The organism is Oribacterium sp. C9 (assembly GCF_002007235.1).
Taxonomy (GTDB): domain Bacteria; phylum Bacillota; class Clostridia; order Lachnospirales; family Lachnospiraceae; genus Oribacterium.
Genome location: NZ_MUHW01000007.1, coordinates 20924 through 35088 on the forward strand (window position 1 = coordinate 20924; position 14165 = coordinate 35088).

The 14165-nt window shown below is 42.7% G+C and carries 12 protein-coding genes; 4 read left to right on the forward strand and 8 right to left on the reverse strand.

Translation table 11 applies throughout. From position 1 onward, the window contains the following. Positions 1-16: 16 nt before the first annotated feature. Both BXO88_RS05925 and BXO88_RS05930 read right to left on the reverse strand, forming a co-directional pair. On the reverse strand, positions 17-1456 hold the full coding sequence (locus BXO88_RS05925; protein ID WP_078036830.1) for a glycoside hydrolase family 1 protein: 1440 nt from the start codon (positions 1454-1456) through the stop codon (positions 17-19). Between the two features lie 11 nt (positions 1457-1467). Beyond that, positions 1468-2658: a mandelate racemase/muconate lactonizing enzyme family protein gene (locus tag BXO88_RS05930; RefSeq protein WP_078036831.1), complete on the reverse strand. Its 1191-nt coding sequence runs from the start codon at positions 2656-2658 to the stop codon at positions 1468-1470. 295 nt (positions 2659-2953) lie between these two features. On the opposite strand from BXO88_RS05930, the gene BXO88_RS05935 reads away from it, so the two are divergent. Next, positions 2954-3658: a FadR/GntR family transcriptional regulator gene (locus BXO88_RS05935; protein ID WP_078036832.1), complete on the forward strand. Its 705-nt coding sequence runs from the start codon at positions 2954-2956 to the stop codon at positions 3656-3658. Positions 3659-3841: 183 nt separating this feature from the next. Here BXO88_RS05935 and BXO88_RS05940 read toward each other — a convergent pair whose 3' ends face one another. Then, complete coding sequence (locus tag BXO88_RS05940) at positions 3842-4213, reverse strand: hypothetical protein (RefSeq protein WP_078036833.1); 372 nt, start codon at positions 4211-4213, stop codon at positions 3842-3844. Positions 4214-4373: 160 nt separating this feature from the next. Here BXO88_RS05940 and BXO88_RS05945 point away from each other — a divergent pair, with 160 nt between their 5' ends. From BXO88_RS05945 to BXO88_RS05955, 3 genes are all read left to right on the forward strand, one after another. Further along, positions 4374-4781, forward strand: coding sequence for a Fur family transcriptional regulator (locus tag BXO88_RS05945; RefSeq protein ID WP_168171631.1), 408 nt, complete (start codon positions 4374-4376; stop codon positions 4779-4781). A gap of 54 nt (positions 4782-4835) precedes the next feature. Further along, positions 4836-5570, forward strand: coding sequence for a histidine phosphatase family protein (locus tag BXO88_RS05950; protein WP_078036835.1), 735 nt, complete (start codon positions 4836-4838; stop codon positions 5568-5570). 161 nt (positions 5571-5731) lie between these two features. Then, positions 5732-6049, forward strand: a complete 318-nt coding sequence (locus BXO88_RS05955; protein ID WP_139355524.1) for a hypothetical protein — start codon at positions 5732-5734, stop codon at positions 6047-6049. 190 nt (positions 6050-6239) lie between these two features. Here BXO88_RS05955 and BXO88_RS05960 read toward each other — a convergent pair whose 3' ends face one another. The 5 genes from BXO88_RS05960 to BXO88_RS05980 all read right to left on the reverse strand — a co-directional run bounded on the left by BXO88_RS05960 (position 6240) and on the right by BXO88_RS05980 (position 14164). Further along, positions 6240-7886, reverse strand: a complete 1647-nt coding sequence (locus tag BXO88_RS05960) for an ATP-binding cassette domain-containing protein (RefSeq protein ID WP_078036837.1) — start codon at positions 7884-7886, stop codon at positions 6240-6242. 2 nt (positions 7887-7888) lie between these two features. Next, the gene (locus BXO88_RS05965) at positions 7889-9715 is read right to left on the reverse strand and encodes an ABC transporter permease (protein ID WP_078036838.1); all 1827 of its coding nucleotides are present in this window, start codon (positions 9713-9715) and stop codon (positions 7889-7891) included. Positions 9716-9987: 272 nt separating this feature from the next. Next, positions 9988-11394 carry a hypothetical protein gene (locus BXO88_RS05970; RefSeq protein ID WP_330395093.1) on the reverse strand — a complete coding sequence of 469 codons (1407 nt, stop codon included), beginning with the start codon at positions 11392-11394 and terminating at the stop codon, positions 9988-9990. A 227-nt stretch (positions 11395-11621) separates the two neighbouring features. Beyond that, on the reverse strand, positions 11622-12395 hold the full coding sequence (locus BXO88_RS05975) for a response regulator transcription factor (protein ID WP_078036839.1): 774 nt from the start codon (positions 12393-12395) through the stop codon (positions 11622-11624). A gap of 68 nt (positions 12396-12463) precedes the next feature. Then, the gene (locus BXO88_RS05980; protein ID WP_078036840.1) at positions 12464-14164 is read right to left on the reverse strand and encodes a sensor histidine kinase; all 1701 of its coding nucleotides are present in this window, start codon (positions 14162-14164) and stop codon (positions 12464-12466) included. Position 14165: the final 1 nt, after the last annotated feature.

Genomic DNA, 14165 nt, shown 5'->3' on the forward strand with positions numbered 1-14165 from the left:
GTTCGTCAGAATTGCATTAATTCAGATCCTCGCCGTTAGATGCTATGACTTTCTTATACCAGTAGAAGGAATCCTTTCGTTCCCGGCTGAGATCCCCTGTTCCGTCATCAAACTTATTTACATAGATAAAGCCGTAGCGCTTTGCCATCTCACCGGTGGATGCCGCCACCAGATCTATGCATCCCCAGGGGGTATAGCCGCGAAGATCAACACCGTCTTTGACAGCCTCTCTCATCTGTTCGATATGCTGACGCAGGTACTCGATACGATATGGATCATGTATCTTTCCGTCCGCACTTTTTATGTCGTACGCCCCAAGTCCGTTTTCTACCACCATCATGGGAAGTCCGTATCTGGAATAGATTTCATTAAGAGTATATCTTAAACCTACAGGATCTATCTGCCATCCCCAATCACTGGATTTAAGATAAGGATTTTTGGTTCCTCCTATCATATTGCCTGCTACCTGCTCTACATCCTTGTGTGTTGTTACACAGGTACTCAGATAATAACTGAAGGTGTACAGATCTACTGTTCCATTTTTGAGAAGCTCCGTATCTCCCGGTTCCATCTTAATGTTTATATCATGCTCTTCGAAAAAGCGTCTGGAGTAGTATGGATATTCTCCGCGACACATTACATCTGAGCAGAACCAGTTCATATTGTTCATGTTCTGCTGATTTGCCAGTACATCTGCAGGGTCACAGGTAAGGGGATAGCTTGTTGCCATCAGTATCATATTACCCATGATAAACTTAGGATAATGCTCATGGGCATATATTACAGCCTTTGCAGATGCAACAAACTGGTGATGCAGTGCCTGATAACGTATCTCTTCATTATCCGGCATCAGATTTCTGGGACCTTCGTAACCGCGGCAGGTACTAAGGGCAACCAGATTACCGTTTGGCTTTGTTCCGCAGTTTATTTCATTAAAGGTCAGCCAGTATTTTACGAGATCCTTATATCTTTCGAAAATCGTTCTGCAGAAGTTCATGTAGAATTCTATACATTCACGTCCCTGCCAGCCGTTGTATTTTTCAACAAGCGCATAGGGCATCTCATAGTGAGATATGGTGACCAGGGGTTCAATGCCATATTTTTTGCAGCAGCTGAACACCCTGTCATAAAATTCCAGGCCCTTTTCATTAGGCTCCTCTTCCATACCTGTAGGAAATATCCTGGTCCAGGCGATGGAGGTACGAAAAGTCTTGAAGCCCATCTCTGCAAAGAGAGCAATGTCTTCTTCATAATGATGATAAAAATCTATGGATTCGTGGCTTGGATAAAACTTGTCCGGTCTCTGTGCTGTGGTAATCCACTTCGGAACCTTGAGGCTTCCGTTAGTACACATATCCGGAACTGAAGGTCCTTTCCCGTCCACATCCCAGGCACCTTCAAACTGGTTGGCTGCACAGGCGCCGCCCCAGAGGAAATCATTGCGAAATACACTCATATCGGTTCTCCTTAAAACTTAACTGTCTCCGCGTGATCTATCGCATATTGTGACAGATCCTGACCGATACCCGGAAGTTCCGGTACCGAGAAGTATCCGTTTTCCGGCTGATAGTCATACAGGCATTCTCTTATGGTACCTGAAGTAGTATTTGCGATGTGATGCTCATGAATGATAAAGTTCGGAATTGCTGCCTCAAGGTGAAGGGCAATGGCAACACTTATAGGACTTGAGCATACATGCATCTGAGCTCCCACATCAAAGATATGAGCCATATCACATATCTTCTTTGCTTCAGTGATTCCGCCACAGTTTCCTATATCCGGCTGTATCAGTGAAAGGCTGTGATTCTCCAGAAATGGGAGGAATCCCCATCTTGTGTAGGTTCTTTCTCCCGTTGCAAGTGGAATGGAGGTTTTGTCTGCGATTTTACGCATAACAGCAGGATTCAGCGGTGTACACCCCTCCTCCAGAAACATAATGTCATAGGGCTCTGCCATATGAGCGAACTGAATCGCTGTATTGGCATCGGTCATGGCGTGATTCTCTATAAGAATGTCCATATCAGGTCCCACTGCTTCACGTACTGCCCTAAGTCTTGCTTCAGCAGTTTTCATAGTTTCACGACTGAGATGGCTTGTTGTATCAAGATGAGAAAGCATCTTTCCATTCTTATCGAATCTGAGGAAGTTGATCTTGATGGCTGTGTAGCCCTGTTCCTTAGCCTTAAGTGCTGCTTCTGCATACTCCTGAGGATCGTGAAGTGCATCCGCAGGATTGAAGGAATCAACTCCCCAGCCGAACTGAAGCTGACTTGCATAGGTCCTGAGCTTTTCTCTCTGCTTTCCGCCAAGAAGCTGATAAAGAGGCATATTTGCAGCTTTTCCCTTTATATCCCAAAGGGCAGTATCTATTGCAGAGATGGCAGCCATCATAACCGCACCGTTCCCCTGTGCCCAGAAGGAACACTTAAAGAGCTTTTCCCATATAACCTCATGTGCCATGGCATCCATGCCTATGATCATAGGCGCAAAATCCTTCAACACTTCGAAAGCACCCCGGGAACCACAGGCAATAGCGATAGCCGCTTCACCAATTCCGTAAATACCTTCATCAGTATATATCTTGCAGATAATAGGACGTGAACCTCCGCAGCCCAGATCCTTTTCCAGTGCCATTATGTCAATGTTGGTAATCTTCATTTAAGTTTCACCCAGTATCTTTCTCGTAATATTCTGTAAGCTGTATTACAACTTACAGGTTACAGATTATATTTGTGCATATAGTATGTCAACATAAATATAAAAAAAGTATAAACTTTAGCGATATGCATATGTTTTCACACGATAATATGTGAAAAAAGCCACTAGACACAACGCTTCAAAGCTATTCTTGATTGTAAGCTGTATTACAGCTATAATGGTCACATAGCATAAACTGATATCCAGTTATAGCCATAGACTTTATTACACCATATGGATATGGAGATTACTTTACATGGAAAATTTGGCAAAAATAAAAAAAACAAATATATCTGAGCAGGTCTTCGATCTTCTCAAGACACATATAGCACAGGGCAAACTCAAGGCCGGCGAAAAACTCCCCTCTGAAAATGAACTGTGTGCCATGCTAGGTGTCAGTCGTCCTCCTGTAAACGCTGCAGTGAACCGACTAAGAGCCATGGGGCTCGTTGAAGTACGTCCCGGTGACGGAAGTTATGTAAAAGAATTCAGCAGCAGTGACTATTTCAAGACTTATGCTGATATGGTAATGGATATACAGGATATCCCGGAGATTCTGGAAGTACGACGGGCGCTTGAAATCGAGAGCTTCCGGCTTGCCATGGAACGTGCGGAAGAATCAGATATAACAAAGCTGGAAGAAATGACTGAAAGGATCATTAAGGCCAGGAAGTCAAAGGATTATAAGAAGCTTGCAAAAAATGATTATCTGTTCCATCTGCACATCTGTGAGTGTTCCAAAAACAGGTATTTCCCCATGATGTTCAACATGCTGGAGGGCTTGATCTATAAGCAGGTGGAGATGTTTGCCATCTCCATAGAAAAACGCACTGCCATCGATGAAAAAACCATCGATGATCATACTCTTATCTGCAAAGCACTCCGTGAAAAAGATTTTGATACCTATATTCGTATCATTTCAGAACATACCAATTATGAAGCCCACATGAAGGAAGTATAAATATCATGAAAGATGTAGCTCAGGTCTGTACCGATACACCTGTTTTCCCTTTTACTCAAAGGAGATTTAACATCATTTCTGAAATAATAAAGGCCGCGGATCATCTCCGCGACCTTTATTTTATGACGTGAATGTCAAAATTCTATATCAAATCGTTATAGCTTCTGACTTACATCTTGGTTTTTACTCTTTTATATGCTGTGATACAGCGAGAATATATCCGGATTCAGACACCATGATATTGAATCTGGAGGATCCGGTATCTACGGTTTCTTTTGCAGCTTCATGTCTCGCTTTATGGAATCCATGATCCTCGAGAAATTTCACAGTTTCATCCAGATCTTCAACATTCATACGAATCATCGTCCAGTCTTTTTCACCCTCAGCTATATCTACGTGAAAGCCGTTCGCATCCTTCATCCTGACACTGGTGCGATTACTAATGCTTATGCCCTCTTTTGTATGGCGTTTCTCAAAGCCTAATTCCTCAAACAGCTTGATTGCTGACTCCGGGTCTGTGGTCACGATCAGCGGATTAAAACTTGTAATTTTCATTCTAATTCCTCCTAAACATGTTATGTAATCTTTCTGTTACATCGACAGTTATAGGATTACTATAAGTATATAATTTTAATTATTTACAACACTTGATAGTATGTCGGAACATGTATTGATGTGCTATGATATCACTAAAATTCAGATGCAGGAAGTAAGTATGAAAGCAGAATATAAGACAAAAGCAAGAACAGCCTTATTGGATTTCTTGCAGAAAAATTCAGATAAAAGTTTCAGTGCAGTTGAACTGTTGGCTCACTTACAGCAGAACGTAGGTGGAATAAATGTAACCACCGTTTATAGAAATCTGGACAGACTCTGTGATCAGGGCGTAATTTTTAAATTCAGAGAACCGGATCATGACGCCTGGTTCTATCAGTATTCTGCCGAACACGAACACTGTGATTCACATATGCACGGACAGTGTTCAGAATGCGGCAGGGTCTTTCATCTGGAGAATGACTTTGTGGAAGCATTTGAAAAGCTTGTAAAATCTTCATACGGTCTGGATGTAGATCCCGGAAAAACGGTTATAGTAGGGAAATGCGAAAAATGTAAGAAGAAATAAACAACAAAACAACATCTTACTATAAGCTGATTCCCTGTAAATTGGAGGTACTGTATGAAATTACTGATCATTCGACATGGAGATCCCGATTATGAACATGATTCACTTACGGAAACAGGATGGGCAGAAGCCACTCTGCTTGCGGAGCGTCTGTATAAAACAGAACGCATAAGTGAGTTTTATGTATCCCCCATGGGCCGTGCCCGGGATACCGCTTCTCTTACATTGAAAAAATATGAAAAAACAGCAGTGATGATGCCATGGCTACGAGAATTCAATGAAGCTTTGATATCCCGACCTGATGTGGCAGAACGCAAAATGATCTCATGGGACTGGTTGCCACAGGACTGGACAAAGGAACCTCTTTTTTATGATGCGGACCATTGGATGGATGCTGGTGTCTTCAAAGAAAGCTCTGTTCCTGAGACATTTCTTAAAGTAACATCCGGTCTCGATGAATTACTTCTGAATCATGGGTATCGTCATGACGGAAACTTATTCAAAGTTGAACATGCCAACTCAGATACCATTGCTTTATTCTGTCACTTCGGAGTTGAATGTGTCCTTTTATCACACCTTCTACACATCTCTCCTATGCAGCTTTGGCACGGATTTTGCGCCGCACCATCTTCTGTAACCACGATATATACAGAAGAACGAAGAAAAGGTATCGCTCAATTCAGAGTATCTTCCTTTGGTGATATATCACATCTTTATGCCGGTGGTCGCGAGTCTTCCTTTGCCGCCAGATTTGCAGAAGTACACGGTAACGGAGATCGTATAGACTGATGATGGGATGGCAAACTACAGATTCTTAATTCCAAACTTTTTATTAAGCCATTTAATTATTGACGATAATTTTTAAGTGATTTTATAAGTCAATGATAATTTTCGCAGTAGTCTGCATACATCAACCTTTGCTAAACTACCCGAGCAAAAAACGAAGGGAAATGTATAGAGAAATGGGAAGAGAAACTGAAAGAAAATGTGATACCTGCAAATACTGTATGAGCAACTACTCAGGAACATTCTGTGGATGTGTACAGAGCTCTGAGTATGGATTATTTTCTGTTTACGGTTGGTGTGAACAGTATGAGCGCGACGTTAAATACGGCGGTGTTGACAAAACAAGTCTCCGTAAGGAATTCTACATTAACGATATGAGTATAACTTTCAAGGAGTCGATGACTCATCAGCAGATGAGCGAGTTATTTGAAAAGGCACTTAAAAGTATCGGCGTAGTCAACCAGATCGGATCACCTGCTTAAATATTGATTCCAGAGAAAAACCCATTATATCAGCATTGAAATAAACGAGTAGGGAAAAGTACCCTACTCGTTTTTGTGTTGGCTGTCAAATTCAGTTTACAAAATATTGTGATGTAGGTGTCAAAAGTCTATCCTCCTTTTGTGCAAGCACAAATGAAGAAATACTTATGACACTTATATCATATTATTCTCAGATCTTCAGTGATCCGCTGCAGATCAGCTTTCCTGACCTTCTGTCAAAGAGCAGGATATCTTTTCCTGTTATATTGATCTTTTCTTCCTGTCCGATCTGATAGATCACACCGCCGAAGATAACGCTGGTGAGAAGAAAATCACCGACTCTCAGCTTAAGTGTGGATTCCATACCTGTAGGCATGGCACCGTAAATAGTAGTGTCAATGCTTCCGTTGTCATCTATGTCGATGGCTTCAGGTCTTATACCGATAACATAATCCTCATCAGTGATGACAGGCTCATCCAGCAGGCTGTCGTCCTCTTCATTGACCTTCTGGATATGGTACTTGAAGACTTCATCCTTGTTGGTCTTTTCAACAGCACCCTTCTGGCTTAATCTCTGGCGTTCAAACTCAAGCTTCTTCTGCTCTTCATCATCACGATTTCTACGCCACTCGACTATATCCATCTTATCATTAGGAACAAAGCTTCCCTTTATTCCATCAAGCATAGTCACAGAAAAGCTTCCGTCACTCTGCTGAGTGCCCTTGGCATCTATGAAATTCATAGATGGATTTCCAACGAAATCGGCAACGAAAAGATTGGAAGGTCTGTTATAAACTTCAAGTGGAGGTGCATACTGCTGAAGTACACCATTGTTAACGAGACAGATCTTTGTAGCAAGAGTCATGGCCTCCATCTGATCATGAGTTACATAAACAAAGGTACTTCCTGTTTCTACATGAAGTCTCTGAAGCTCATATCTCATCTCGAGTCTCAGCTTTGCATCAAGGTTTGACAGAGGCTCATCCATGAAGAGAACCTGCGGCTGAGGTGCCAGGGTCCTTGCGATGGCAACTCTCTGCTGCTGACCTCCGGAAAGCTCTGCCGGATATCTGTCCATGAACATACCGATCTTAACGATTCTGGAACATGCTCTGACTCTTGAATCTATCTCTTCCTTTGTGAGCTTTCTCTTCTCTTCAAGAACCTTGCCATTCTTGGTCACCTCACACTTATCATTGAGAGCCTTACCCTCGTTCGCATATTTGTTCTTTATGGTTTCCAGCTTTTTCTCATACTCACTAAGCTTACTCTTGGCAGAAACATTGGGATCAGATGACTCATGTATCTTCATCTCGAAAAGCTCCTTTGCGGAGTAAATGGATAATCCAAAATTATCGATGAGTTTGATATAGGCTTTTTTCTCATCAAGCTTTCGATTCTTGTCGAAGCACTCTTCTACAACTTCCTTTACCTTATTTCCGTTCTGAAGAGCTTTTATAAGATCAACCGTCTGCTTTGCTTCAACATCCAGAATCGGCATCTCTTCGTTGATATTCTTAAGTCCGAAGGATATATTCTCATAAACGGTCATGTTAGGCCAGAGTGCGTAGTTCTGGAAGAGAAATCCTACCTTACGCTTATTTGGAGGTACGTTGATTCCGGCATTTGAATCAAATACAACTGTATCTCCTATTTTGATCCTTCCTTCTGTAGGTGTTTCAAGACCTGCGATCATTCTGAGGATCGTAGTTTTACCACATCCTGAAGGTCCAAGTAAAGTAATGAATGAATTATTCGGGATGTTGAGACTTACATTGTCCACACCGAAAAACTTCCCCCATCTTTTTGTGACATTTTCCAAAATAATCTCAGGCATGATTATTTACCTCCAATTCCACTGTCCAGGCTAGCTCCTGTCAGCTTATTTACAAGTGTATTAAATACTAAGATAGTGACGATCAAAATCAGGTTGATGGCACTTGAGAATGCATAAAGTCCCATTTCATCGAAGTAATCAAGGGTCGTTGAAAGGATGAAGCCCTGAGTACACAGAAGCAGGAACAGTGAAAGCTCACGAAGACATGTCATGAACGGAAGCAGATATCCGCTGATGATAGATGACTTCTGAATAGGAATGATGATCCTCAGCATTCTCTTGATCCATGGTGTGTCCTGAATGATCGCTGCTTCTTCCAGCTCATTACTGATCTGAAGCATGGAGTTCAGTGAACTTCTGGAAGCAAACGGAATATATTTAACTACACCTGCGATGATCAAAAGTGTGTAAGTATTGAAAAGATTGATGTGCTCGTTTGAGAACAGGATGAAGAACGCAGCGCCAACTGCAATTGACGGCATAAGATACGGAAGGAATGCTACATTGTTCACATAGTTCGCCCACTTGTTTCTTCTGTTCTTTGCAACCGCATATCCGATAAGTGTTCCTATGGTTCCTGCTATAAGTGCGCAGACAACTGCAAGGAACAGTGTTCCGAAGAAGGCATGCCAGATAGTGTTATTGTATAGGATTCCTGACTGTCCGTACATACCGTTTTCGGTAATGTTTTCATTAGTCACCCACCATTTAGTTGTGAGATGCGCAAAGTTTCCTGTGTAAAGGAAGCTGTAATCTCCGGGGTTCGGAAGGAAGGTTTCCAGCGCGAACAACAGAATAGGCCAGATACTTGTAAAGAATGTAATGATGATAAATATGATTCCTACTATATACTTTCCGGCATTTCCTATGGAAAGCTTCGTAAGCTGTCCTGACTTACCTGTTACGGTGGTGTAGTTCTTTCTGCTCTTAAGACTCATCTGATTCATACCAAGTATCAGTACACCAAATACCATCATGATGATTGCAAGGATACTTGCCTCACCGGTATAGGTACTGTTCATGGAAATGTACTTCGTGGAAAGAGTCGTAAGATTCAGATAGTGTGGAACCGGGTAACTTCCCATGGCGCTTCCGAATACCAGAAGTATGGTTGAAAGGATCGCCGGCTTGATCATAGGAAGTGTTACCTTAAACATTATCTTCCACTTAGGTGTATCGAGAATTGTTGCCGCCTCCTCCAGGTTCGCATCCATGTTTTTAAAGATGCCTCCGATGAGGATGTATGCAAACGGTGCATAATGAAGTCCAAGTACCATGGCACTCGGAAATGCGCCCTGACACCACCAGTTTGGAAAATAGATATTGAATATAGCTGCCAGAAGTCCGTCTGCTGTTCCTGTTACCTTGTTGCTGTAAAACATGTGCTGCCAGACAACGGCCAGTGTCCACTGTGGCATGATGTATGGGAAAATGAAGATGGAACTTAGATATTTCTTGAATTTCATGTTTGTTCTTGTTACCAAGAACGCGAACAATCCGCCGAATAAGATGGAGATCACACAAGTGAGAACCGACAGAATGATGGTATTTAAGAGCGGTGTCCACAGATTAGCTTTTGCAAGTCTGCTGGTAAATAAGTCTGTATAATTTACGATTGTATATCCGTCTACCCTGCCGGTCAGATGCTGGTCGATGGTACCCGGATGTATCTGGAATGTATCTTTTACTATCGCCACAATGGGGGCAACAGTACTGAATGTCAAAACTATGCCAAATAAGAGCAATATTATGTTTTGAGGCTGAGAAAACCAGGTTTTCAGCTTGTTTCTGAATATTGCACCGTTATCCGGTTGAATGCTTCTATCCATTACCTACCTCACTGTATAGTCATCCTTCCATATGCTGCATAGGATAATGTCTCCGCCGCGAGCACCTGTGAAGATGATCTTTCAATATTTTTTAATCCTATTCATAATGTGTTTTCATTAATAAAGGATGCCGCTTAAAAGGATATATATTTCTCTATCAAGCGACATCCTGTAGTTTATCTCTATAAGTCCTGTGCAGTTCTGATATATATGTCTCTTTCCTTGTACGTTGACTTATATTTTTGATTGTGCCAAATTATAGTATTTATGAATTAGGCGCCCGGTGTGTACTTATCAAGTACATCGATCCAGCTTCCTACTGAGAATGAAACCTCTGCGCAATATGCAGGATCCTCGAGAACCAGCTCGCCCTGGCCTTCGCCTGTCCACCAGTCATAACCACGGTCGTTCTTTGCAGGGAACTCATCTCCGCCGCCTGTGCTGTGGCTGTACTTGGCCTCAACGTCAGCTGCTACCTTAGGATTTGCTGAATATCCGCCCATATCCTTGCCCCATGCATCGAAGCCTTCTTCTGTACATGTCATATAAGCGATAAATGCACATGCTGTCCATGGAAGCGGGCTGTTCTTTGTGAGGAAGAGATAGTGGCAATATCCGTATCCGCCGATACCTGTGTAGCCATCCTCGTAAGCTGCAACCTTGATGTTGTTTACAGAAACAGTAGCTGACTCTTCAACTGAACGAAGCTTTGAATATACAAGGAGACCTGCCTGATCCTTTGCTGAAGCATCAACAAGTGTGTTACAGATAGGACCGTCATCAGTCTGCTCGTTGTAGTTGTTTACCCAGAGCTTGATCCATGCAAGTGCATAAGCACCGTTTGCACCGAGACCTAAATCTGAAGCATCTGACTGCATAGCCTGAATTGTAGGCTCGAAGTATGCCTTCTTTGTATCGTCAAGCTTGTCGAAAGCCTCCTTAAGCCATGTAGCGTACTTGTCTGATGTGAGCATCATAAGGAAGTTCTTTCCAACGATCTCGGAATCAACGCCCATGAACAGAGGATGTGAACCTTCATATACGAAATCCCAGCAGTTTGTGTATGCAGCGCTGCCTGTGCAGTTGTACATAAATACCTTGTTAAGTGTCTGAAGTGGAAGGAATCCCTTATAATCAGCCGGTGTTGTACCATTAGCCTCTGCCCACTCCTTAGGAACGAACTTCTTCAGGATGTTTGTTTCCACCATCTTGGACTGAATCTGGTTACCGTCCTGAATGAGAGTCATGGCAAATGTTCCCTCACTCTTAAGTGAATCAGATGTGAGCTGCTCAAAGATCTTGTTGTTCTTTGGCTGCTGCCACTCGAACTCCATGTTGTAGGATGGATCGATTGTCTTCAGGTACTCGATGAATACCGGAAGAGCTGATTTTCCTCGGCTGGAGTTACCTACGCCGTAAAATGTCTTGCCGTTTGACTCTTCGATAGCCTTCTTTGCAAGTTCTTCAAGTGACATGGTCTGAGCTTCAGCTATGATAGCGTCGATACCTGTAAGCTCCTCAGCCTTTTCTTCCTTGGGACTTTCCTGCAGTGCAGCTGTTTCAGCAGCTGATTTTGTCTCTGCAGCAGCACTTGTTGTAGCTGTACTTGACCCGCCGCAGCCTGCCAGTGAGGCAACTACCATAGAAACAGTCAAAATTGTTGATAAAACTCTTCTCACGTTTACCCTCCTTTGATTTACATCACGTAAACTGATCTAATGATGTGTTTAATGTTTAGATCGCGACAATATGTGAGATTTTCGCGCAATCACATCATTTATTACTTATACACATATTTTAGTTGTGCAGTTTGATGTTTAAAATAGGGCAATTCTGATATTTGTTGTAAAAAAGCGACATCATTTTCGCAAAGAAAACGATGTCGCTTGGTTAATATTATACATGATCATTTCTTGAGACCGTATGCCTGATAGTCCGATGGTGATGTGCCCACCAGCTTTTTAAATGTGTTGGAAAAGTATGCTATATCCTGATACCCTACCATTTCCGCTACTTCATAGACCTTTATCTTTACATCCTTAAGCTCATCCATGGCCCTTTTTATACGGTACTTCACCAGATAGTTGTTGATGCTGTTGTTTGTCTCTCCCTTGAAAAGTCTGCTTATATGACCTTCACTTACACCTATGGATTCGGCAAGAGCTGTAAGTGAGAAGTCCATATTCATATAATGCTTCTCTATATACTCTATGGCACTTTGCACATACCTGTTGGAGACCTCTGATCTCTTTTTGAGACCTAACAGTTTTTCCTCCTCCGATTCTTCCTGCTCACCCTTTTCCTCAAGTGGATTCAGATGTATGAGTCTCTGTATCGATGCCTCCAGTTCTCCGTCCTCGAAGGGTTTCAGAAGGTAATCGGAAACGCCTATACGAAGAGCTTGTCTCGCATACTCGAAATCACTGTAGGCAGTCAGGAGAATAAGCTTTATATCAGGAAACATCTCAACCAGATTCTGTGATAGCTCAAGTCCGTCCATTTCAGGCATACGTATATCGGAAACAACAAGATCGGGATGAACTTCCCTTGCCTTTTCCAGAGCCTCAACGCCGTTTGTGGCCTCTGCCACAACTTCACAGCCTATAAGCTCCCAGTCTGTTTCCTGTATGATTCCTCTTCTGACAAATCTTTCGTCATCAACTATCATTACCTTAATCATTAAATCATCTCCTCTGTTACAGGTATTTCTCCGTCTGAATTTCAGACTTGATCAGACCGCTCTTTTCATCACTGTGTACCGGATTTCGGCTCCTCAAAAGAAAGTGGCAGCTTCACTGTGATAAGGGTGCCTCTTTCAGTAAGTCTTGAAGCATGAATTCCATAATCCTTTCCGTAATACATGCGGATGATGGTATTGACATTATTCATTCCCAGATGTCCTTTCAATGTCTCCACATCATCATTTTCAAGCGCCCGTATGTATTCGTCTGTGATGCCCTTTCCATTATCCCGGATCTCTATGTAGAGATCACCCTGTTCATAAGCTCTTACATCTATGTGTCCGTTTTTCTGTCCATCGAGTCCGTGTATGATGGAGTTTTCTATAAGGGGCTGGAGTATCAGCTTAGGGACTATGGCATCCAGCAGCTTTTCTTCCACCTTTATCTCTATGTCAAAACAATCGTCGAACCTTATCCTTTGGATGTCACAGTAGTTCCTGATCATCTGTATTTCCTGCGAAAGCTTGCAGAACTGCTTCTCGGAAATACTGCTTCTGAGTATTCCGGCAAGTGAAGCTGACAATGTTGCGATCTCAGGAACCTGATTGGCTTTACCCACCCACTTGATGGTGTCCAGTGTATTGTACAGAAAATGCGGGTTAAGCTGCGCCTGCATCATAGCTATACGGGTCTCGTTGACCTTCCTTTCAGACTTGACCTGATCTTCCATGGTCTGTTTAAGCTGACTGGTCATCTTGTTGAAACCGACAGCAAGCTGCTCGAACTCGTCCTCACGGTTCAGCTCTATCTTCGTATCAAAATCACCCTTTCTGAATCTCTTCATGGCCTGATAGAGTTCGCTTATAGGCTTGGAAAACGCGATACTGAATCGGGATGCGACCAGAAGACAGACAAGTACACTGAGCACCGCCAGAAGCATTATCACGCGATAGCCCGCATTGATGGCACTCTGCTCTAGGACAGGCGGAGTGATGTAAATGCTCAGGATATCCGTGCCGGGAAGCTCTGACATGTATATGTTGTCTTTAAGATCGTGATTGTAATTCTTTGCTGTCAGAAGATTTTCTCTTATGGACGAAAGGACCTTGCCGTCAACTGCAGTTCCAAGGAGGCAGAATGGTCTCAGATATCTGTTCACAAGTATGAACCCGTCTCTTGCATTTATACCGTCCTTTATCTGATTTTCTATTTCGGTCTGTCCTATCCTGACAACTACAAATCCAGGTTCTGATGCGGAAACTATCTCACGAACCATCAAAAGCTCAGAACCTGAAATGCTGGCATGTCCGGGATTCAAAGAATATATGGTCGTGCCGGCTCTTCTTGACGCTTCACTGAGTGCTGAGTAATAATCAGGAAGTGAATCAGAGCTGTTGCCGCTTTTCGTGCTGTATCTGCAGTTACCGCCTCTGTACAGCTCGATCACTGAAAAGTTTCTTATATCGTTGGTGATCTCATACAGATCCGCATAGACATTGAAAGAATTACGTCTTCCTGTAGTCAGAGCTTCAATTATGGCATCGCTTTTCTGTATTTCATCGATAGCTGCATCTGCAAGACCGATCATATCCGATATGCGACCGGTCACATATTTCTGCTGTTCCAGATCCCTGTTCTCATAGTCCAGCACTACTCTCGCCTGGAATGTCTGAACCGTCACCATTCCGCCAATTATAACAAGAAAAAGAGAAACAGAAAGGAACACCGCAAATATCTGTCGTTTGAAGGATTGTCTGATAAATCCCATA

Excerpts from the sequence above, each read along its gene's own strand:
- BXO88_RS05925 (WP_078036830.1), bottom strand. The coding sequence starts at position 1,456 with ATGAGTGTATTTCGCAATGATTTCCTCTGGGGCGGCGCCTGTGCAGCC.
- BXO88_RS05930 (WP_078036831.1), bottom strand. The coding sequence starts at position 2,658 with ATGAAGATTACCAACATTGACATAATGGCACTGGAAAAGGATCTGGGC.
- BXO88_RS05935 (WP_078036832.1), top strand. The coding sequence starts at position 2,954 with ATGGAAAATTTGGCAAAAATAAAAAAAACAAATATATCTGAGCAGGTC.
- BXO88_RS05940 (WP_078036833.1), bottom strand. The coding sequence starts at position 4,213 with ATGAAAATTACAAGTTTTAATCCGCTGATCGTGACCACAGACCCGGAG.
- BXO88_RS05945 (WP_168171631.1), top strand. The coding sequence starts at position 4,374 with ATGAAAGCAGAATATAAGACAAAAGCAAGAACAGCCTTATTGGATTTC.
- BXO88_RS05950 (WP_078036835.1), top strand. The coding sequence starts at position 4,836 with ATGAAATTACTGATCATTCGACATGGAGATCCCGATTATGAACATGAT.
- BXO88_RS05955 (WP_139355524.1), top strand. The coding sequence starts at position 5,732 with ATGTATAGAGAAATGGGAAGAGAAACTGAAAGAAAATGTGATACCTGC.
- BXO88_RS05960 (WP_078036837.1), bottom strand. The coding sequence starts at position 7,886 with ATGCCTGAGATTATTTTGGAAAATGTCACAAAAAGATGGGGGAAGTTT.
- BXO88_RS05965 (WP_078036838.1), bottom strand. The coding sequence starts at position 9,715 with ATGGATAGAAGCATTCAACCGGATAACGGTGCAATATTCAGAAACAAG.
- BXO88_RS05975 (WP_078036839.1), bottom strand. The coding sequence starts at position 12,395 with ATGATTAAGGTAATGATAGTTGATGACGAAAGATTTGTCAGAAGAGGA.
- BXO88_RS05980 (WP_078036840.1), bottom strand. The coding sequence starts at position 14,164 with ATGGGATTTATCAGACAATCCTTCAAACGACAGATATTTGCGGTGTTC.